Origin of the sequence: Hyphomicrobium sp., from assembly GCF_009026145.1 — a bacterium.
Classification (GTDB): domain Bacteria; phylum Pseudomonadota; class Alphaproteobacteria; order Rhizobiales; family Hyphomicrobiaceae; genus Hyphomicrobium_A.
This window is the reverse complement of the sequence record NZ_WBUE01000003.1, coordinates 186,763-206,160: the sequence shown is the minus strand read 5'-3', so window position 1 is coordinate 206,160 and position 19,398 is coordinate 186,763. Positions and strand designations below refer to the sequence as shown.

20 protein-coding genes are annotated in these 19,398 nt (G+C 63.2%); 6 read left to right on the top strand and 14 right to left on the bottom strand.

Features of this window, described 5'->3' with window-relative positions; genetic code table 11:
* The first annotated feature begins 67 nt into the window (after window positions 1-67).
* Together F9K20_RS04335 and F9K20_RS04330 are read left to right on the top strand one after the other, a co-directional pair.
* Window positions 68-520 carry a transglycosylase SLT domain-containing protein gene (locus F9K20_RS04335; RefSeq protein ID WP_367115837.1) on the top strand — a complete coding sequence of 151 codons (453 nt, stop codon included), beginning with the start codon at window positions 68-70 and terminating at the stop codon, window positions 518-520.
* A gap of 76 nt (window positions 521-596) precedes the next feature.
* Complete coding sequence (locus tag F9K20_RS04330; RefSeq protein WP_290997686.1) at window positions 597-935, top strand: hypothetical protein; 339 nt, start codon at window positions 597-599, stop codon at window positions 933-935.
* Here F9K20_RS04330 and F9K20_RS04325 read toward each other — a convergent pair.
* The 13 genes from F9K20_RS04325 to F9K20_RS04265 all read right to left on the bottom strand — a co-directional run bounded on the left by F9K20_RS04325 (window position 925) and on the right by F9K20_RS04265 (window position 11,159).
* Window positions 925-1,113 (bottom strand): hypothetical protein, encoded by a 189-nt coding sequence (locus tag F9K20_RS04325; RefSeq protein ID WP_290997684.1) that lies wholly within the window; start codon window positions 1,111-1,113, stop codon window positions 925-927. The genes F9K20_RS04330 and F9K20_RS04325 overlap by 11 nt on opposite strands.
* 133 nt (window positions 1,114-1,246) lie before the next feature.
* Window positions 1,247-1,576 (bottom strand): hypothetical protein, encoded by a 330-nt coding sequence (locus F9K20_RS04320; protein ID WP_290997682.1) that lies wholly within the window; start codon window positions 1,574-1,576, stop codon window positions 1,247-1,249.
* Between the two features lie 125 nt (window positions 1,577-1,701).
* Window positions 1,702-2,082, bottom strand: coding sequence for a hypothetical protein (locus F9K20_RS04315; RefSeq protein ID WP_290997680.1), 381 nt, complete (start codon window positions 2,080-2,082; stop codon window positions 1,702-1,704).
* Window positions 2,083-2,117: 35 nt separating this feature from the next.
* Window positions 2,118-2,651: a chemotaxis protein CheD gene (locus tag F9K20_RS04310; protein ID WP_290997678.1), complete on the bottom strand. Its 534-nt coding sequence runs from the start codon at window positions 2,649-2,651 to the stop codon at window positions 2,118-2,120.
* On the bottom strand, window positions 2,648-3,037 hold the full coding sequence (locus F9K20_RS04305) for a response regulator (RefSeq protein ID WP_290997676.1): 390 nt from the start codon (window positions 3,035-3,037) through the stop codon (window positions 2,648-2,650). Before F9K20_RS04305 ends, F9K20_RS04310 begins: the two co-directional genes overlap by 4 nt.
* Window positions 3,016-4,098 carry a chemotaxis response regulator protein-glutamate methylesterase gene (locus tag F9K20_RS04300; protein ID WP_290997674.1) on the bottom strand — a complete coding sequence of 361 codons (1,083 nt, stop codon included), beginning with the start codon at window positions 4,096-4,098 and terminating at the stop codon, window positions 3,016-3,018. The genes F9K20_RS04305 and F9K20_RS04300 overlap by 22 nt, the downstream gene beginning before the upstream one ends.
* The gene (locus F9K20_RS04295) at window positions 4,095-4,991 is read right to left on the bottom strand and encodes a protein-glutamate O-methyltransferase CheR (RefSeq protein ID WP_290997672.1); all 897 of its coding nucleotides are present in this window, start codon (window positions 4,989-4,991) and stop codon (window positions 4,095-4,097) included. Before F9K20_RS04295 ends, F9K20_RS04300 begins: the two co-directional genes overlap by 4 nt.
* Complete coding sequence (locus F9K20_RS04290) at window positions 4,988-5,467, bottom strand: chemotaxis protein CheW (RefSeq protein WP_290997670.1); 480 nt, start codon at window positions 5,465-5,467, stop codon at window positions 4,988-4,990. The genes F9K20_RS04295 and F9K20_RS04290 overlap by 4 nt, the downstream gene beginning before the upstream one ends.
* A 5-nt stretch (window positions 5,468-5,472) precedes the next feature.
* The gene (locus F9K20_RS04285) at window positions 5,473-7,671 is read right to left on the bottom strand and encodes a chemotaxis protein CheA (protein ID WP_290997668.1); all 2,199 of its coding nucleotides are present in this window, start codon (window positions 7,669-7,671) and stop codon (window positions 5,473-5,475) included.
* A gap of 16 nt (window positions 7,672-7,687) precedes the next feature.
* On the bottom strand, window positions 7,688-8,053 hold the full coding sequence (locus tag F9K20_RS04280; protein WP_290997667.1) for a response regulator: 366 nt from the start codon (window positions 8,051-8,053) through the stop codon (window positions 7,688-7,690).
* Window positions 8,054-8,067: 14 nt separating this feature from the next.
* Entirely contained in the window at window positions 8,068-8,379 is a 312-nt protein-coding gene (locus F9K20_RS04275; RefSeq protein ID WP_290997666.1) for an STAS domain-containing protein, read from the bottom strand.
* Complete coding sequence (locus F9K20_RS04270) at window positions 8,354-10,249, bottom strand: methyl-accepting chemotaxis protein (RefSeq protein WP_290997665.1); 1,896 nt, start codon at window positions 10,247-10,249, stop codon at window positions 8,354-8,356. The genes F9K20_RS04275 and F9K20_RS04270 overlap by 26 nt, the downstream gene beginning before the upstream one ends.
* Window positions 10,250-10,676: 427 nt before the next feature.
* Window positions 10,677-11,159, bottom strand: coding sequence for a hypothetical protein (locus tag F9K20_RS04265; protein WP_290997663.1), 483 nt, complete (start codon window positions 11,157-11,159; stop codon window positions 10,677-10,679).
* 560 nt (window positions 11,160-11,719) lie between these two features.
* Here F9K20_RS04265 and F9K20_RS04260 point away from each other — a divergent pair.
* The 4 genes from F9K20_RS04260 to F9K20_RS04245 all read left to right on the top strand — a co-directional run bounded on the left by F9K20_RS04260 (window position 11,720) and on the right by F9K20_RS04245 (window position 18,417).
* Entirely contained in the window at window positions 11,720-12,736 is a 1,017-nt protein-coding gene (locus tag F9K20_RS04260) for an HlyD family efflux transporter periplasmic adaptor subunit (protein WP_290997661.1), read from the top strand.
* A gap of 19 nt (window positions 12,737-12,755) precedes the next feature.
* On the top strand, window positions 12,756-15,497 hold the full coding sequence (rbbA, locus tag F9K20_RS04255; RefSeq protein ID WP_290997659.1) for a ribosome-associated ATPase/putative transporter RbbA: 2,742 nt from the start codon (window positions 12,756-12,758) through the stop codon (window positions 15,495-15,497).
* A gap of 2 nt (window positions 15,498-15,499) precedes the next feature.
* A complete protein-coding gene (locus tag F9K20_RS04250) occupies window positions 15,500-16,630 on the top strand; it encodes an ABC transporter permease (protein ID WP_290997657.1) in 1,131 nt (376 codons plus the stop codon).
* 830 nt (window positions 16,631-17,460) lie between these two features.
* Window positions 17,461-18,417 carry a hypothetical protein gene (locus tag F9K20_RS04245; RefSeq protein WP_290997655.1) on the top strand — a complete coding sequence of 319 codons (957 nt, stop codon included), beginning with the start codon at window positions 17,461-17,463 and terminating at the stop codon, window positions 18,415-18,417.
* A gap of 91 nt (window positions 18,418-18,508) precedes the next feature.
* On the opposite strand, the gene F9K20_RS04240 is transcribed toward F9K20_RS04245, so the two are convergent.
* Window positions 18,509-19,384, bottom strand: a complete 876-nt coding sequence (locus F9K20_RS04240) for a transglutaminase family protein (RefSeq protein WP_290997653.1) — start codon at window positions 19,382-19,384, stop codon at window positions 18,509-18,511.
* Window positions 19,385-19,398: the final 14 nt, after the last annotated feature.

Sequence of the window (19,398 nt, the reverse complement as noted above, 5' to 3'; positions counted from 1 at the left end):
CGGGCAGACGGCGGTGCTCTCAGCGGAAAGCAACGTTTGCGAGCGCGAGCTCGTACGGGCATCCGCTATGCACAACGTCCCGCTGGGCATGCTGTACGCTGTCGGACTTTCCGAGTCGGGCCGCGGCGGGTCGCTGCAACCCTATGCACTCAATATCGACGGCCGCCCCGCATACGAGGCCGACAAACCGGCGGCGCTGCGTGCGTTCCGCCAGGCGAAACTCAGCGGGGCAAAGCGCATCGACGTCGGGTGCATGCAGATCAACCATCACTATCACGGCGAGAGTTTCGATTCGCTCGACGACATGTTCGATCCTGCCAAGAACGTGGCCTATGCGGCCCACTTTCTGAGCGAGCTCAAGGAGCGGGAGGGCACCTGGACCAAGGCTATCGCCCGATACCACGCCGGCCCGAATAACATCCCGGCGCAGCAGGCGTATGTATGTCGCGTCATCGGCAACATGGTCGGAGCAGGCTTTGGTGAATGGACGAGTGACTCCCGCGCCTATTGCGGTCGATAGAGTGCTTGTGGCGGTGTCCGACACGCGCGCACATCGAAACGGAAGATGGTTTTGAACGATGGCTGTGAAGACAGGATTGCTCGGCCCCTACCGCCTCACCTTCGACGGCATCAACAGTGCGGTCGCGCGACGCTCGGCAGGTGTCTTCGCGTTGGGCCGCAACGATCCGAACGGCAACTTTCAGGTGAAGCATGTCGGTCGCTCCGATACCGACATACGCAGCAGGTTGTGCGAATGCATCGGTTCGGACACCCTGTTCAAGTTCAGCTTCTATGCGTCCGCGCAGTCAGCCTTTGAAAAGGAGTGCGAGCTCTTCCACGATTTCAACCCGCCCGGCAACCGGATACATCCGGGCCGCACCAAGGGGACCAAGTGGGATTGCCCGCGCTGCCGCATCTTCCAAACTATAGGCTGAGCAGTTTGAGCATGTCGTCGAGTGCGGCCTGGTAACCGTGGTGCCAGTAAGCCTGCTCCGGCGTGCCCGAATCGAGGTGCTTCTGCTCGGAATCGGTGTGCTCGGCCTGTCGCGTAAGCCATTCGCGAATGCGATCTCTGCGCTCCACGAGGATTGCTAGGTTCTTCTCGGCCGACATCTGTTGATCCAACCCGACTGATCGCACTCTGCGTGCCCTTGCCCGTTGGATCGATCCTATTGCGAAGGTATTGGCGTCCTCTCAAAGCGATTGCTCGAATTTGTTCAATTCCCTGACGTCCTGACCTACGTCATCACGATGAAGATGGCCGTTGTGACAGCCGGCGCTTCATTTCCCGATCGATGAGCATGTTGGCGATCATCATGCGCTGGGTGGCATTCCTGCGCTCGTCCGAGCCGGCGCGGTCGGGGTGGTTGGCGAGAGCAAATTGACGGCGCAGACGGTTGAGATCATCCACGCTCATCTGCGCGGTGATGCAAAGCTCCTTGGCGACGGACTGCGGGTCGGCGAGCCTGTCGACCCCTGGCGTCCCGCGCTCGCCTTGGTGCTCCAGATAGGATGCGAGAGAAGCAAAGAGCGCTTCGGTCCGGCGCTCGAACTCGCGCTCGGCGAGTTGGTGCAAACGAGAGGCGGCAGTTCGCAAACCCCTTGGGCCCCCAGCTGGCGGAGCGTCGAAGTTAAAGCCGGCGGACCGGCAGGCAGTCTCCAGCACCTCAGAGAACTCTGCAGCTGGCTCAGTTCTACCACTCAGAAGAACTCGCATTCGTCACACCCAGAGGATGTCGGTCTTGGCATGGTAGGCCGCTTCAGTCGCTCGCAGAGGGACGCAATAAGGACGACGTCGCAGGCCGCGGTCGTATCGAGCGCCCATTCGTCAGGGATTGCCGTGGCGAGGGTCGAGAGAAATTCGGAAATCCCGACGAGGTTCTGCGTCACGTGGTCGATGCCTTGCACGACCCCAAAGCAGTGCGCATCCCGCAGCGAATCTCTGACGCCCGGCAGCTCTACGATCGCGTGCAGGCGCTCGACGGCCGCCGCCAAGTGGTGAAGCTCCTCGCCGACAGCATTGAGCAATCCCGGGAGCGGGGTATGGTCGGCTTCGGCCTTCGTGATCGCTTGTTTGGTCATATGCATCAACACCCCGTCGCGCTCGTCCGGACCTTTCAGAACAGCTCAAGGTCACCGTCATGCACTGGCATTGCCGGTGCGCGCGGAGCGGCGGCTATTCCGGTCTCGCCTACCGAAATCTGGCGTGCGCGTCCGCTCACTGGCCAATACTCGACGCGACGACCGGCTTTTCCGCCGAGGCTGGCACCGACGATGGCGATCCCTTCGTTCTTCAGGAAGTGGTCGGCAAAGTTGGCGTTCATCTTGCCAACGTCAGAGCTCTTGAAGATCGTTCTTGCCCCGCCGAACAGCTTGGCCTCGAGCCGCGCCCTTTGAGCGCCTCTGCTCATCAGGCCGTTGACGAGCAGCTCCATGAGATAGACGCCATACCGTTCAGCATCGCGTGACTGCGCCCTATCGCCATCGCCCGGCAGGAGGAAGTGATTCATTCCCCCGATGCGCGCGACGGGATCGCGCAAGCAGGCGGCAACGCAGGAGCCCAATACCGTCGTCAGGACGAGATTGGGATCGTCCGAGACGTGGAATTGGCCTTCCATTACGTGCTTCCGGGTCAGCGTACGGTTCGTCATTTTAGTCGGCCAACAACAGCCTCGAGGGCCGACTTCAGCGCTGGGACCGTAAACGGCTTCGTCAGGTAGTTATTGAGGCCGAATTGAATGGCTTTCTGCAGAAGCTCTTTGTCGCCCTTGCCCGTCAGCATGATGAAGGGCGTCTTCTGCGTCGGGGCGTGCTTGCGGATGGCCTGCAATAGGCCGAGACCATCGAGCTTCGGCATGTTGAAGTCCGAGATCACCAGGTGCGTCGGCGTCGACATCACGTGTTTGAGCCCCTGCTCGCCGTCGGACGCGAACGAGATGTTCTTGATCCCGATCTCCTGGAGACCATCGCGTACCAGCATGCGGCTGGTTGTCGTGTCGTCGACGATGAGGACCTTCAGCTGGTCTGCGAGTGACATTCGTTCTCCCTTCCTGGGCGGCCACGGAGATTGGTCATTACAAGAACCGCGTTTGCGATTCGATCGAGAGGGAGCTGCCGCTCCACCGCACCAATTTCGAAGGCGGCTCTCGGCATGCCGTATATGAGGCTCGTCGCCTCATCCTGGCCGATGGTGCGGGCGCCGGCTTGGCGCATGGCCAACAGGCCTTGGGCCCCATCGCGGCCCATGCCAGTGAGAATGACGCCGATCGCGTTCGCCTTGGCGACCTGTGCGACAGAGGTGAAAAGCGCGTCGACCGAGGGGGAATGCCCACTCACAGGGGGGCCCGCTCGCAGGCGGCAGCGCAGCCCATGGTTCTCCTCGACCTCCAGGTGCTTTGTGCCGCCGGGAGCGATGTAGACGCAGCCCGTCTCGAGTGGGGCCCCGTCGTAGGCCTCTTTGACCTTTGGCGCGTTGAGGCGGTCGAGCCGCGCGGCGAGACTTGCGGTGAAGTCAGGCGGCATGTGCTGGACGATAGCGGTGGGAGGGCAGTTCTCCGGGAGTTGCGATATTAGTGCAGAGAGGGCTTCGACGCCGCCTGTCGAAGAGCCAATCGCCAGCATCCGACCATCGGGCTCGTAAGTGGCGACGAAGGGTCGGCGCTGGTCACGAGACTTGGCATCAGCATTGAGCACGCTGCGCGGGCGCACACGGGCGCCGGCCGCCGCCTTGACTATTCTCGGCAGCTCGGCAAACGGCTGTAAGTCACCCGGTGCCGGCTTAGCGATGCAATCGACGGCGCCGATCTGCATGGCCTCGATCGCCGTTTCCGTACCCGCGCCGGTCAGATTCGACACCATGATGACGGGTGTCGGCCGCAGCCGCACGATCTTCTTCAGGAAGTCGAGGCCGTTCATGCCCGGCATCTCGACGTCGAGCGTGATCACGTCTGGATTGTGCGTCTTGATGGCGTCGCGGGCCGTGAGCGGATTGCTCGCCGTCCCGACCACCTCGATCTCCGGATCCCGGCGCAGCGCGAGCGAAATGAGGCCGCGCATGGTGGCGGAATCATCGACCACTAGGACACGAATGGGGATCATGCCGCGGGCTCCTCCCGCAAGCGGTAGGTCGTGATCGCCTCATTCACGTACAAAGGGGTGGCTGCGCCGAACAACCGCTCCGAATGGCCGATGTAGAGGCGCCCCGCCGGCACAAGCAACGGCGCGAATCGACGCCAGACTTCGACCTGAGTCTCCTCCTTGAAGTAGATGAGCGCGTTGCGACAGAAGATAGCATGGAAGGGTCCGCGCATGGGCCAGTGGCCGATGAGGTTGAGCTTACGGAAGACAACGAGCTTGCGCAGCTCCTCTCCGGCTCGCCAGGCCTTTCCACGCTCGCCGTCAACTTGCAGGCTGAACCACCGTTGGCGCATCTCCGGAGGTACGGGCGCCATGGCGGCTTCGCCGTAAACACCCGTCTGTCCCTTGTGCAGGACGTCGGGATCGATATCGGTTGCCAGCACCTTGACATTGAGCGATGCGGCGTCCGGCATGGCAGAAAGAATCGCGAGTGCTATCGAGTACGGCTCCTCGCCGCTCGAGCAGGCGGCTGACCAGATCCGCACTGCCCCGCCCGCGCGTGCCGTCGCAACGAGCGGCGCAACAACGTGCGTCTTCACGTGTTCGAAGTGGTGCGGCTCGCGAAAGAAGCGAGTGACGTTCGTTGTGAGGGCGGCCACCATCTGTTGGCGCTCGCCGTCTCCATCCTCCTTGGATAAGAGCGCACAATAGCTGTGGAAGCTCTCCAAGCGCAGTGCCCGAAGACGTTTGGTGAGGCGCGAGTAGACAAGACTGGCCTTCGCCTCACCGAGATCGATTCCGGCGTCGGAATAGGCGATCTCCGCGATCTTATCGAAGTCTTCCTTGGTAAGCGGGAACTCGCCGTCGATGAGATGCTGCGTCCGCTTGCCAGCGTTCGCTAGGGCTGGCTTCATTGAGGGTCTCCCCGGTCTTGCTCAGGGAGCACGTTGTCGACGGAAAGGAGGCTGATCATGCGTCCTTCCATCGCGAGCAGACCACACACAAAGCGCTTCGCCATGTCGGAAGCGACATCGGGGGGAGGCAGAATCTCCGCATCGCTGACGGTCAGAATATCGGAAACGGCATCGACCAGCAGGCCGACAACCTGGCTGCCGACCTGAACGACGATGATGACGTGGCGCCCCATCGCCTCGGCGGGCGGAAATCCAAGGCGTACTGCCAGATCCATGATCGGCAGCACGGCGCCGCGCAGATTTATCACGCCGCGTACGAATGACTGTGAGTGCGGGAGCACCGTTGCGGGTGTCCAGCCGCGTATCTCACGCACCGACATGACGTCGATGCAGAATTCTTGCTCGCCTACCGCGAATGCGATGAGCTCGCGGGGGGTGCTGGATTTCTGCTCAACGAGCGGAGCTAGTTGGGTCATCGGAATTATCCTGCCAGTGCAAGTGCTGATTCGAGGCTTGTGCTTCCGTTACGCGAACCCGCCACCACAGCGTCGACGTCCAAGATCAGGGCGACCCGGCCGTCGCCCAAGATGGTCGCGGCGGCAATGCCCGGGACCCGCCCGTAGTTGGCTTCCAGACTCTTGATGACGACTTGCCGCTGGCCTTGGATGGCATCGACAAGCAGCGCGCTCTGTGCGCCTCCGTCCGATTCGACGAGGAGAGCGACGCCGGCGCCGGGGTCGGCGGATTGGCTGCGATAGCCAAGCTCGCGTCCAACGTCGACTAGCGGGATGAAATTGTTGCGGAGTGCGATCAGCCGTGCCTCGCCGCCGAAGCCACGCACGTCGCTGGGTTTCGGCTTAAGCGTTTCGATAATCGACGTCAGAGGCACGACGAGCGTTTGGTCGGCCACGGTCACGACCATTCCGTAGAGAACGGCGAGCGTCAGGGGCAGGCTCAAGGTGAAGGTCGATCCCTCGCCGGGCCTCGAGGTGATTGCGACGCGGCCCCCGAGTGCTTGGATCGACCGCTTGACGACATCCATGCCGACCCCGCGACCGGAAATGTCGGAGACGGTGGAAGCGGTGGAGAAGCCCGGTAGGAAGATCAGGTTGTCGACCTCCTCGTCCGTGAGTTGAGCATTGGGTGGTACGAGGCCCTTTTCCTCGGCGATTGCGCGGACGCGCGGACGGTTGATGCCGGCGCCGTCGTCGGCAATGTCGATGACGATTCGGCCCGAGCGATGCGTGGCCGAAAGCCTGACCAGGCCCTCCTCGCGCTTGCCGGCAGCCAAACGAGCCTCGGGCTTTTCCAGCCCGTGATCGATCGCGTTGCGGATCATATGCGTCAGCGGATCAGCGAGCCGCTCAATCACCGTCTTGTCGACTTCGGTGCCTTCGCCCTCGGTGACGAGCCGCACCTTCTTCGAGGTTGCCGCAGCGACTTCGCGCACGAGGCGCGGCATACGCTGGAAGACCGATTTGACCGGCTGGGCGCGGATCGCCATGACGCCTTCCTGGATGTCGCGCGTCAGCTGCTCGAACTCGTCGAGTCCGGTAGCAACCTCCGACGAGCGCGCCAGGCCCGCCTCCATCAAGCGCTGCGACAGCATCGCCTGATTGATGACGAGTTCGCCGACGAGGTTCATCAGGCGATCGACCCGATCGAGGTCGACACGGATCGTCTGCTGCGCTGCTTCGGAGGCCGCAGGTTTCTCGCCTTTCGCCGGTTCAGCCTTTGGGGCGGCAGGTTGAGAGATGCTCGACGGGATGACCGCCTCCACCTCCTCATGACCAGAGGGGGTATCGGCGACGACAGTCTCCGATTGAGCAAGCTCCTCGACGGGCTCCTCCCGCACGCTCCGCAGTAACGCTGCGATTACGTCATCGCTCGGGCCGTCGACCGGGGCCGACTTGGCAACAATGGAGATGTCACAGGCGCCTTCGACGAACTCGAACACGCCGCGCACATCGTCCTCGCCGTGCGTCGTCTTGAGCTCGATGGTCCACGCGAGATACGCCCCTTCGGGGTCGAGCTCGGCCAACGGAGGAACCGATGCTATGTCGCATGCGACGGTGATCTCGCCGAGCCGCTCGAGCTCTCGCATCAGAACTGCGGGCTCGTTTGCGTTGGCGTAGAGGCTCGCGTGCGGCTTGAAGGTGATCGTGTATTCCGTGACGAGCTCTTCCGGGGCGGGCGGGGTGTCGTCGAAGATGGGCAGCGCCACCACGACCGGCTTGAAGTCGAGATCATCGACGCTGCCTTCAGGCTCGCCGACGTCAACCGCAGCCGGCGCGCCACTCAGTGCAGCGAGCTCGTCGCTGACGCTGCGAATGCGTGTCTCGTCTTTGTCTCCGCCGTCGCGCGCCACGCGCACAAGATCGGCGAGCACGTCGGCCGCTCGCAGAAGCGTCTCGACAATCGGTGCGGCAGTAGCAAGCCGCCCTTTGCGGACCTCGTCGAGCACTGTCTCGAAGATATGCGCGAAGTGCACGAGGTCATCGAGCGCGAACGCCCCCGCACCACCCTTTACCGAGTGCACCGCTCTGAACACGGCGTTGACGATCTCCGAGTCGGAGCCTCCGCTCTCGATCTCGAGCAGGCCAGATTCCAGCTCGGCGAGCTGCTCCTCGCACTCCTGGAAGAAGATCTGACGCAGCGCGTCCATATCGCTTGAGGCCATTGGGTCCCCTCGCAAGTCAGCCTGCGACCCTGCGGATTGCGTCGACCAGCTTCACAGGATGGAAGGGCTTGACGATCCATCCGGTGGCACCCGCGCTGCGCGCGCGGCTCTTTTTCTCTGTGTCGCTTTCCGTGGTCAGCACCAAGATCGGAACCGCCCTGTGAGTCGCATCACGGCGGACATGCTCGATGAACCCGAAGCCGTCGAGTCTGGGCATATTGATATCGGTTATGATGACGTCGGCCTGCTGGCCCTTTAGAACTTCGAGCCCTTTGAGACCATCTTCCGCCTGCAGCACGTGAAAGCCGGCGTCCTGGAGAGCCAGGAGCAGCATCTCACGCATGGTGCGGGAGTCGTCGACGGTGAGAATCGTCTTTCTCATCACATGGGCTCCGGTCAGGCTATTTCTCGATCCAGGTGAATTCCCAAGAGCCGACTGCCCTCCAGGAACTCCTCAGTTGGTTTCTCCAGGCGAAGGCATACGCCATCGGCCTTCCAAGTTGCCGCAGCCGCAACGAGGACTTGCAGACACTGCGCGCCGACGCGACGAACGCTGCTGGCATCCACGCTGAGCTCGGCGCCGCGGCGTGCGAGGAAGGTCTGAGCGAGGGGGGCTGCAGCTCTCAGATCGAGCACTTCCGGGAGCTGCAACTGGTTCCTCGCGGCCTTCTTCGCTCCGCCCTTAGAACTCTTCCCAGCCCTGCTCATTGGCGATTGCCTCCAGCTTCCGCACTGCTGCCGGTGTCCCGCGCGTCGAAACCGTTTTCAGGGCAGGACGTGTCTTGCCATTCGTGGGAGCTGGCCGCGAATCGCGGTGGGGTGGCTCGGCAGCCGGCTCCTGACCCGTCTCGAAGCGGCTAACCAGCTCGAGCAGCTTCTCGATCTCGCGGGCGAGGCCGTGACTTGCGGCGGTGGTCTCCTCCACGATCGCCGCGTTCTGCTGGGTGACCTGATCCATCTGGCTGACGCCGGTGTTGATCTCCTGCAAGCCGACCGACTGCTCCTTGGCACCCGCTGCAATTTCGGAGACGACCGTGTTGATCTCCGTCACCTCGGTCATGATGCGCTCGAGCGCCTTGCCCATCTGGCCCACGAGATCGACGCCCTGCTCGACCTGCTTGGTCGAGGCAGAGATCAGTCCCTTGATCTCCTTGGCCGCCTCGGCCGAGCGCTGTGCGAGCGCTCGTACCTCCGAGGCGACGACCGCAAATCCGCGCCCGGCCTCGCCCGCGCGTGCAGCCTCGACGCCGGCATTCAGGGCAAGGAGGTTGGTCTGGAAGGCGATCTCGTCGATGACGCCGATGATGTGGCTAATCTGTTGCGAGGAGCGTTCGATGTCGCCCATGGCGGCGATGGCATGGCGCACGACTTCATCGCTCTTTTCCGCATCGGACTTGGCGGAGGTGACGACTTCGCGGGCGTGGCCGGCACCGTCGGCAGTCTTCTTCACGGTAGCGGTGATCTCGTCGAGCGCTGCCGCGGTCTGCTCGAGACTCGCCGCTTGCTGCGCCGTGCGCCGCGACTGATCGTCCGCCGCCGTGGAGATCTCGCTGGTGGCATGGCGGATGGCCTGCGTGCTGGAGGCGATCGTCAATATCGCTTCCTGCAGGCTGGCCGCCGTCGTGTTGAAGTCGTGACGGATCTTCTCGTAATCCTCGGTGAAGGGCGTGTTCAGCCGGTATGTGAGGTCACCTTTCGACAGGCGCTCGAGCGCGGCCGAGAACTCCCGCATGAAGGTGTTGTGCGCCTCGACGTAGAACTGGCTCTCGGCCTCCTGCTTGCGGCGTTGCTCCTCCGCAGCTATGCGGGCGGCTTCCGCCTCCTGCTCCAGACGCTGCTTTTCGATCGCCGCCTGCTTGAAGGTCTCGACGGCCTGCGCCATTAGGCCGATCTCGTCGGTGCGCTTGATCGCCGGAACCTCAATGTCGTTGTTGCCGGCAGCGAGCTCGTTGACTGCGATGGTGATCTGGCCGAGGGGACGCGCGATGAGGCGCGACAGCCACCAGCCCGAGAGGAGCGCCATGCCGATGGCAAACAGGCTGCCGAGGAGCTGAGTTGCGTGCGAATAGTAGAGAGCGTCGTCGAGCTCGCTTCTGGTCTTTCCGAGCCACGCATCAGCCTTCTCCTGCGCGGCCTCAGACGCCGCACGGAAATCCTCGAATTCTTTCGCGGCATGCGTTGCCGTGCCCGTCTGAGCGTCGACACCGGCAGCCTGCCGACGCCAGGCGGCGGCAGTTGTCCCCATGGCGTCGAGGCTGGCGGTAATGCCCGCCTGCTGAGGGTTGGCTTCTATGACGCGGTGCGCGGCCGTCATCTCGTCGGTGAAGCGCTGCGCGGCAGCCTGCGCGGCGGTGGCGCCAGACGCCCCGTCGCTACGCGCCTGTTGTTCGTCATAGACCGCCGACGTCGCGCGCACGAGGTGCTTGGAAAGGCTCGTCGCGGAGGCCACGTCGAGGTTGGCCCGATCGATCGACAGCAGGGTGAAGAAGAACGCGGTTCCCGTGACAGCAAATACGACGAGAACACATGCAAGGCCCAACGCAAGCTTGCGCGAGACCTTCAAATTGGCGAGCGCCATGTTTCGGCATGCCCCTTGTTCGCGGTTTAGCGGACAGACATACCGGGCTCGCACCGGCATGGCAGAGCAGCATCATGCTCTTGGCTGCGCGCGTCGCGCGCCATCCAATCTGCCATGAGTGGGACTATACGGAGTGCAATACTAACAATGAATTAGTGCAATGAATTAGTGCGCTTTGTTTGCGAAGCAGTTCAACGTCCCGCAGGTGCCGCGATCGCGAGCTTCCACTTGCGGATGTGTCGTGGACTGGAATTGCGCGAAGACGCTGCTATCGCGCGAGTGAGCCGGTGCGCGCTGGCGAAGCGGCCGCTCACTGAATAGAGCGTACGACAAGTAAGGGGCGTCGTGTGCAGACTTCTCGTCGGAGAGCAGCCAGTTCCAACTCAGTAGTCGGCCGTGCAGCGCGATAGGCTAAACACGTCTTCTGTCACCGATTGTGCGCGCAGTCGTTGAACAGTTTCCACATCTGCGGGGTGCCATCGTCCATCGCCCTCTTGAGTAGATAGTCGCAGTCGTTGGGCAAGGAGGAGCCGGAGTTGTTAGGGGGCGTTTGGAGGAGGTCGTTGTAGTCCATGTTGATCCAGGGAAGAGCACCGCGAGCATATGGGTTCGTCCGGCCGGGCACGGGCCCATAGCCGCCACCGCCAGGGCCGTATCCTCCGCCAGGAGGGCCGTAGCCACCACCGCCAGGTCCGAAGCCACCCTCGTGACCGCCGCCGGGGCCGTAGCCGCCACCGCCAGGTCCGAAGCCTCCCCCGTGACCGCCACCGGGTCCGAAGCCACCACCACCGGGGGCGCCACCGAAGCCGCCGCCACCGCCGAAGCCCCGGGCGTCCGCCGCGGGCATCAATGCCGCCAAGCCGACCAGAACGCTCAAGCTCGCGGCCAGCGCCGGCTGCAACTTCCTCATGGCCCGTCCTCCACGGTCAGATGTCGGCCAACGCGCCGACCCTGCACTACCTTGGCCTAGAGCCATGAAAACTCGATAAACTGGGCCGTTCAGCCTCGAGCGGGAATCGCTACTATGCCTTAAGGCCAGGGGAGTTCTCCCGCGTGAGCACCTGCGGCGTCTTCGACGCAAACTGGCTGCGACGAGGCGAACTCCATAGATCGCCGACTTCGTTTGCCGCCGCGGTAGACGCAGCCCATTTCGTCGCGAGAAGTCTCCGCGAACGCTTAATGCATGGCCTCGAAACCGGGCGCTCACTTGCCCGTGCAGCGCCGCGACGGTAACCCGCCGCCCTTGGTCCTCGCTCGCGGGGGCACCCAAGCCGAAGCGTTACTCTCAATGCCTAACAAAACGTCACGTCAGGGGTCGGCGTGCAGATTGAGCCTCGCTGCGTAGTTGAGCGAAGTCAAACTTGTGCGCTTGTGAAAGGTGCATCGTGCGCTGGCCGTTTACCAGCCTGCAGCCCGTTCACGGTCATGCTCAACTCAATTATCCGCCAACCAATGCAGTGGAAAGTGCCGATGCAAGGCTGGCTGCCAGACGGCGCATCCGGAGCGCGGCCCACTATCAGAACCTTGTTTGCCCTCGCCGTCGTGGCGATGGTGCTCGCTGGCGGCTACGTCGCCTGGCGCCAGCTCTCGCCGCCCAGCCTGCCTGCAGGCTTTGCCAAGGCCAACGGCCGCATCGAAGCTGAACGCGTCGACGTGGCGACGAAGCTCGCCGGACGGCTCAAGCAGGTACTCGTCAAGGAGGGCGACAGCGTCACCGCCGGACAGACGCTGGCCCTCATGGACACGGCCGAGCTCGAGGCGCGGATGAATGACGCCAAAGCCGCTGCGCGCCAGGCAGAGCGTCAGCTCGACCAGGCCATCGCCTTGCTGGCGCAGCGCAACAGCGAGCTGACGCTCGCCACTCAGGATCTCGAGCGGGCCGAGAAGCTCGTCGTCAAGGGATATACATCGCGCGAGGTGGTGGAAAAGCGCACCTCGGCGAAGATCACCGCGGAAGCGGCGGTCAACAGCGCGCAAGCGCAAATCGATTTGGCCAAGGCGACCATCGAATCGGCCGCCGCCAAGGTTGCGCGCATTCAGACCTACCTCGACGACAGCGTGCTCACCGCGCCGCGTTCGGGCCGCGTGCAATACCGGCTGGCGCTGCCGGGCGAGGTGCTGCCCGCCGGCGGCAAGGTCCTCACCCTGCTCGATGTGACTGATGTCTACATGACCGTGTTCCTGCCGACGAGCGAGGCCGGCCGCCTGCCGATCGGCGCCGAGGCGCGCATCATTTTTGACGCCGCGCCGCAGTACGTCGTGCCGGCGACGGTGTCGTTCGTTGCCACGGAGGCGCAATTCACACCCAAGTACGTGGAAACGCAAAGCGAGCGAGAGAAGCTGATGTTCCGCGTCAAGGTGCAGCTGCCACCCGACGTGCTCGAGAAGTACGTGGCCTGGGTGAAGACGGGCGTGCCGGGCGTCGCCTATATCCGGCTTTCGCCGAAGGCGGAATGGCCCGACAATCTCGCTGTGACGCTGCCGTGAGCGCCGCGGGTCCTTTCTGATGCGAGCTGACTTGAACGCCGCCGCCGAGCTTCGCTCGGTCACCCATCGCTACGGACGTGCAATTGCGCTTGACGACGTCTCCGTGATCATTCCCGCCGGCCGCATGGTCGGTCTCATTGGTCCCGACGGCGTCGGCAAATCGACCATGCAGGCGCTGATCGCCGGCGTGCGCCAGATACAGTCGGGCCGGGTCATTGCGCTTGGCGGCGACATGGGAAACGCCCGTCATCGCAGCGACGTTTGCGCCCGCATCGCCTATATGCCGCAGGGTCTCGGCCGCAACCTCTATCCGACGCTGTCGGTCTACGAGAATGTCGACTTCTTCGGGCGCCTCTTCGCGCAGGAGGAGGAGGAGCGGCGCTGGCGCATCAACGAGCTGTTGCGCTCCACCGAGCTCGAGGCCTTCGCCGACCGCGCCGCCGGCAAGCTTTCGGGCGGCATGAAGCAGAAGCTGGCGCTGTGCTGCGCGCTGATCCACGATCCCGACCTCTTGGTGCTCGACGAGCCGACGACGGGTGTCGATCCCTTGTCGCGCAAGCGGTTCTGGGAGCTGATCGAGCGCATCCGCGAGCGTCGCGACGGCATGAGTGTCCTCACCGCCACGGCGTATATGGAGGAGGCGGAGCAGTTCCAGTCGCTCATCGCCATGGATGACGGGCGCGTCGTCGCCACCGGTTCGGCCGCCGAGCTCAAGAACATGACGGGCTGCGACACGCTGGAGGCAGCCTTTATCGAGCTGCTCCCGGAGCCGAAGCGCCTCGGCCACAAGAAGCTCACCTTCGTTCCGCGCGTGCGCCGCGACGGGGCGCCGGCCATCGAGGCCCAGGACCTCACCAAGCGCTTCGGCAGCTTCACCGCCGTCGACCGCGTCAGCATCCGCATCGAGCAGGGGGAGATCTTCGGCTTCCTCGGCTCCAACGGCTGCGGCAAGACGACGACCATGAAAATGCTCACCGGCCTGTTGCAGCCGAGCGCGGGCAGCGCGCGGCTGTTTGGGCGGCCGGTCGACGCGCGCGACCTCGAGACGCGCAAGCGCGTCGGCTACATGTCGCAATCGTTCTCGCTCTACAACGAATTGACGGTGCTGCAGAACCTGGACCTGCACGCCCGTCTCTTCCGGGTGCCGGCCGACAGAGTGGGCGCCCGCGTCGAGGAGATGCTGCAGCGCTTCGGGCTCGCGGCCGTTGCCGACAGCATGCCGCAGGCCCTCTCGCTCGGCATGCGTCAGCGGCTGCAGCTCGCCGTCGCCGTCATCCACAGCCCGGAGATGCTCATCCTCGACGAGCCCACCTCCGGCGTCGATCCGGTGGCGCGCGACAATTTCTGGGAGCTGCTCGTCGAGCTGTCGCGCAAGGACGGCGTGACGATCTTCATCTCCACGCATTTCGTGAACGAGGCCGAGCGCTGCGACCGCGTCTCGCTCATGCACGCGGGCCGCATCCTGGCCATCGGCGAGCCGGACGAGCTGCGGCGGGCCCGCGGCGCCGCGACGCTTTCCGACGCCTTCATCGACTATCTGGAGGCGGCCGATGGCAAGGAGAGCTCCATCGCGATCGCTGGTGCCGGCGACTTCGCCGCGCCAGACGCGCAGAAGGTCGGCAGCTATCGCCGCTGGTTGAGCCCGGCGCGAATTTGGGCGTTTGCACGCCGCGAGGCGTTGGAACTCGTGCGCGACCCGATACGCATCGCCTTCGCGCTGTTGGGGCCCGTCGTGCTGCTGCTCGCCATGGCCTACGGCATTTCCTTCGACCTGGAGAACGTGCGCTACGCGGTTCTCGACCGCGACCAATCGCAAGAAAGCGCCATCCTGGGCGAAAGCTTCTCCTCCTCGCGCTATTTCGAGGAGCGGGCGCCGCTGCGCAGCGAGGGGGACGTCGATGTGCGGTTGCGATCGGGCGACATCAAGGTTGCGATCGGGGTGCCGCCCGAGTTCGGACGCGACCTGCTGCGCGAGCGCACGCCGGAGGTCGGCGTGTGGCTCGACGGGTCGGATACGTTCAGGGCGGAGACGGCCCGCGGCTACGTGCAGGGCGTGATCAACACCTACCTGCAGGACCTGTCGCGCCGCGAGACGGGCGCCGTGCCCGAGCTCAGCCCGGCCGAGATCGAGACGCGCTTTCGCTACAATCAGGCCTTCCTCAGCATCTACGCCATCTCGCCCGGCGTGCTGATGATGCTCATCATCATGTTCTGCACCATGCTGACGGCGCTTGGCATCGTGCGCGAGAAAGAGCTCGGCTCAATCACCAACCTCTACGCGGCTCCGGTGAGCAAGCTCGAGTTCCTGCTCGGCAAGCAGATGCCCTATATCGGCATCGGGCTCGTCAGCTTCGTCATGCTGGTGCTCATCATCGTCTCGGCGTTCCGCGTGCCGATGACCGGTAGCTTCCTCGCCCTGGCGTCAGGGGCATTGCTGTTTGCCGGCGCGGCAACGGCATTCGGGCTCGTCATATCAACGTTCGTGCGCTCGCAGATCGCCGCCATCTTCGGCTCGGCGATCATCGTGTCGATCCCTACCGTCAACTTCTCCGGCATGATGTATCCCGTGTCGACGCTCGAGGGCGGCGCGCGCGTGATCGGAGAGCTCTTTCCGGCGCTCTATTTCCAGCGCATCAGCACCGGCGTGTTCAACAAGGGGCTAGGGCTTGCCGAGCTTTACAAGAACCACTTGGTCCTGGCGCTGTTCTTCATCGTCTTCCTTGCGGCGGCGACGCTGCTGTTGCGCAAGCAGGAGGCCTAAGCGTGCGCTCGCTCGAGCACATCTACCGCCTCGGCGTGAAGGAGCTCTACAGCCTCCGGCACGACCCCGTGCTGGTGTTTCTCATCCTCTATACCTTCACCTTCGCCATCTACACCGTGGCAACCGGGGTCAAGACCGAGGTGCGCAACGCTTCCATCGCCTTCGTCGACGAGGACGGCACGGAGCTGTCGCGCCGCCTGCGTGATGCGTTCTTGCCGCCCTACTTCAAACCGGCAGCGCTGCTGGGGTCCGTCAACGACGTCGACCGGGCCATGGATGCCGGGCACTACACGTTCGTCGTGGTGATCCCCGTGCGCTTCCAGGCGGATGTCGTCGCCGGCCGCCATCCGACGCTGCAGCTCGACGTCGATGCCACGGCGATGACGCTAGCCGGCAACGGCACGACCTACATCACCAGCATTCTGCAGAACGAGATCGCCAATTTCGCTTCCCGCAGCGAAGGTGGCGCGGCATTGCCGGTGCGCATCTCCGTGCGCTCCAAGTTCAACCCCAACCTGGAATCCTCCTGGTTCATGGCCGTGATGCAGATCGTCAGCAACATTACCATGCTGCCGCTCATCCTTTCCGGCGCGGCGGTCATTCGCGAGCGCGAGCATGGGACGATCGAGCATCTGCTCGTCATGCCGGTCACGCCCGCCGAGATCATGCTGGCCAAGATCTGGGCCAATGGCCTCGTCATCGTCGTAGCCGCCATTCTCTCGCTCGTCGCCGTGGTGCAGGGCCTGCTCGCCGTCACCATTCAAGGGTCGATCCCACTGTTCGTGCTCGGCGCGGCGCTGTTCCTGTTCGCCATGTGCTCGCTCGGCATTGCGTTGGCGACGCTGGCGCGGTCGATGCCGCAGTTCGGGCTGCTCGCAATTCCGTTCTTCCTAGTCATGAACATGCTCTCCGGCGGCGTCACCCCGCAGGAAGGCATGCCGACGTTTCTGCGCATGGTGATGCAGCTGGCGCCGTCGACGCACTTCACCAGCTTTTCGCAAGCCGTGCTCTACCGCGGCGCCGGCCTCGATGTCGTGTGGCCGCAGCTCGCCGCTATGGCGGGGATCGGCGTCGTGTTGTTTGTGCTGGCGGGCTGGCGCTTCCGCGGCACCATGGCCGCGGCGCAAGGCTGAACTCGCGTCAGGCGAGCGGCGTCACGTCGACGCCGACGTAGACCGAATGCTCGCTGCCGCCCAGGAGGATGCCGCTGATCGGGCTGACGTCGTCGTAGTCGCGGCCATAGGCGATGGTGATGTGCTCATCGCGCGTCGGTTGGTTACGCGGGCCGGTGCCGATCGATAGAATCGCGCCATCGAAATGTCCGGAGGGAATTCAACGACCTGTAGGTTGTTGCACACATATTCTCGGTTCTTGGATTGTGGCGACGTAGGCGAATCATGTTGCCTCTGCTCAGCGGGAGGCAAACAAATGCGAATGATATTTATTCCTTTAGTGATTTCCCTTCTCTGCGGATGCGCAGAACAAAAGTATGCGGTGCTTCGGCTTGACGGCCAATCGATCGCGGAAAGCCCGAGGCTGCAGCAGGCATACGAAACAGACGTAGCAATCTGCAACGGGGAGACGCAGAAAGCTAACCTCTCTAAAACGCGGACTTATGCGGGAGGCCTAGCAGCTATCGCCGAAGATATAGAACATAAGCGGGCCGCAGAGGATGTGATGACGGGGTGCATGGCCCAGAAGGGTTACGTGCGAGTACCAGAGGAACAGGCTGACGCGAAGAAGAAGCAGATACAGGCTGTCGCTCAGATGAAGGGTGACGTAGCCACAGCATCCATAACTAAAGCCGATTAGCCGAGAAATCGGCTCCGTTGAGACCACAAGGCCACAACTAAGCAACGCTTTTTGAAACACCCATTGCCCACGATGCCCCCTAAACATGTTCCGGAGCACATGAGGCGCTGCGAATCGCTTAGTATTGAGCGACAGCGCAATGGAGGCAGCCGTGAAGATCGCACCGAAGATCGTGATGGCCTCGTTCATCGCTTTTCTTGGGTATGGATCCGCGAAGGCGGCAAGTATTGGCGGCTGGGAAGTGAGGCCAGCTTACGACGATGGCAAACTCTCTTCCTGCGCAATGTGGGGGGAATTCAATGGCGGGATGACGCTAGGGGTTCTCGTCAAGTCCGACTATTCCTGGGCTTTTGCCTTTGGTCATAAGGCGTGGCAGCTGACGAAGGATCAAGCATTCGTCGCGACGGTTAGCGTTGATAACCTCAATATCGGGGACGGTCGGGCCCATGCCTATTCAGAGACCGGCGGTGTTCTCAAGCTTGTGCCAGGAGCCTATGAGATACTGCAGCGTGGGCACGCCATCCGAATTTCAGCGCTCGGAATGGCATCGACACTGAGCCTTAAGGGGTCGCAGCGAGCGCTCCAAGCCGTGCTCGATTGCGTCCGCAAAAATTCGTCGCAAGCAACGCGTCAGACCACTTCTTCCGACGATGGTTCTGGCATACCCGTGCCTGGAGTCGAAGCTGTCACCATGCTGAGCAATCTGCTTTCAACCCTTGGATATGCCGGGTACACGATCGATCAGCCGAAGGATGACATCATCCATTGGACTTTCTCAGATGGCTCGCGGGGTCACTTTTTCGCATTCCGCAACTTCGCAGGTAGTACCGACCAAGCTGTAGCCGCGTTCATTTCGCAAACGGCAGAAGGTTGCGCCGGAGATTTCGCTTCTGCGAAGCACGCCACCCCAACCACCGACGGAACCGAAATTCGATCTCTTATAACCTCTTGTCGCGACCAAAGAGGCACTCGCACGTTGCGAACGAGTATCGTCAAACGCGGTGATACAATACTGACATTCAGCTTTCCTGCAGACGCTGATACCCCTGGGGAAAGCACTTTCGATAAGGATCTTGCTCAGAAGGCAGTCATCACATTGCCGCGCTGATGACGAGCTAAGGGCGCTAGCGGCGGCAGGTCGGAAACTTCGGCTTTGATCGCGAAGAGCATGCTTGTCCTCATCGGGCTTAACTGACCTTTCAGTCCACAGGCGTCACGTCGACGCCGACGTAGACCGAATGCTCGTTGCCGCCGAGCAGGATGCCGCTGATCGGGCTGACGTCGTCGTAGTCGCGGCCATAGGCGATGGTGATGTGCTCGTCCTTCGGCATCAGCCCGTTGGTCGGATCGAAATCGACCCACCCAAACTCGGGCGACCACACCGAGATCCAGGCGTGCGAGGCGTCGGCGCCGGTGAGGCGCGCAACGCCGGGCGCCGGGCTCGTCATGATGTAGCCGCTGACGTAACGCGCCGGCAGGCGCATAGCGCGCGCGCAGGCAAGCGCTAGGTGTGAAAAATCCTGACAGACTCCGCGCCTCTGCTGCAGCACCTGCGTCACCGGCGTCGATACGTCCGTCGCCGTCGGGTCGAAGGTGAAATCGTTATGGATGCGCTCGACCAGATCCCAGGCCGCCGCGAGCACCGGCCGTCCGGGCGTGAACGATTGCCGCGCGTAGGCTGCGATGTCCGGCGTCGCGCGCGTGTTCTTGGAGGCGCAGGCGTAGCGCACGACCTCGAGCTCGAGGCCGCGGCGCGGATCGGAGATCGTCCTGGCAAGGGCTTCCCACGGGCGTGTGGCCGAGCGATCGATGTTGCCCGGCGCGGTAACGCCAATCGTCGAGCGCGCATGCACGACGAGCTCGTTGTGGTCCTGCTCGATGTCGAACATCACGACGCGATTGCCGTAATAGTCCTCGCGTTCGGCGCGGATGGTCGGTGCCGGCTCGATGAGCAGCGTGTGGCCCTTGATCTGCTGGCGCTCGACGGCGCGCGGGGACATGTGGACGATGTGCTGGCTTTGCGCCACCGGCGTTGAGTAGCGATAGATCGTGCGATGGCTGACATCGTAGATCATGGCTTCGGCTCTAG